The organism is Oleiphilus sp. HI0061, assembly GCF_001635675.1.
In genome coordinates this window covers 1-748 of the sequence record NZ_LWFE01000259.1, presented here as the reverse complement: position 1 = coordinate 748, position 748 = coordinate 1, and the positions used below count along the sequence as shown (strand labels likewise).

Annotated in this window: 1 protein-coding gene; it reads left to right on the top strand. The window is 44.7% G+C overall.

Annotated features, from left to right (window positions below):
* Positions 1-748: hypothetical protein (locus A3735_RS30195; RefSeq protein ID WP_197485631.1), on the top strand; the 748-nt coding region annotated here is incomplete at both ends.

Below are 748 nucleotides of genomic sequence, written 5' to 3'. Positions count from 1 at the left end.
CAGTGCAGGTGGCGATATCATCCCTGTTTTTGTAGCGACGGCATCTTGCTCGGCTGGGGATGATCCTCACTGGCAATGTGGTGGTCAGTGGAGCGATATTCAGAATGTCGCTGATAGTGACTTTATCGCAATATGCCCGGGCGCTGAAGGCGGAAATTACTCTGATTGTGCTGACGATGATACATTTGTTTTATTCTCAAACGTTACTTCAAATGATGGCTTTTTTGTTTGCTCTGATGATGTCAACCTTGGGGGCGGGCGTAATGGATGCAGTGGCTCTAAATATGTAAGAGAAGCTAATTTTGGGAGTATTGATAGCGTTGTTACTGAACAAGGAGGTAGCGATGACTCTTCTGCTGGTACTGGTGGCGGTGAAAATAATGACTCTTCTGTAGGTGCAGGTGGTAGTGAAGTCTCCTTCGCTGATGTGACGATTAATGCTTTTCCAGATTTTATAAGTGGTCAGGCAGCTGTAGTGGCACCTTTTGAAGCAGATCTTGCACACCTTAATGCAGATGGCTGCCTAGATGCATTTATTACTTCTCATGCAACTACTGATCCTGATGGAATATATATACAGGACAATGCTGGAGGTGTGTGTCAGGGGACATTTAGCTACTTAGCGAATGATTATTCTATAAGCGGGCCTTCTAATAGGCGGATTACTTCATGGGTAATGCTGTTAGACCTAGATGGTGATTCCGATACTGATATATTAGGGGCCGATGTAGATGGTAACCCTTCTTTA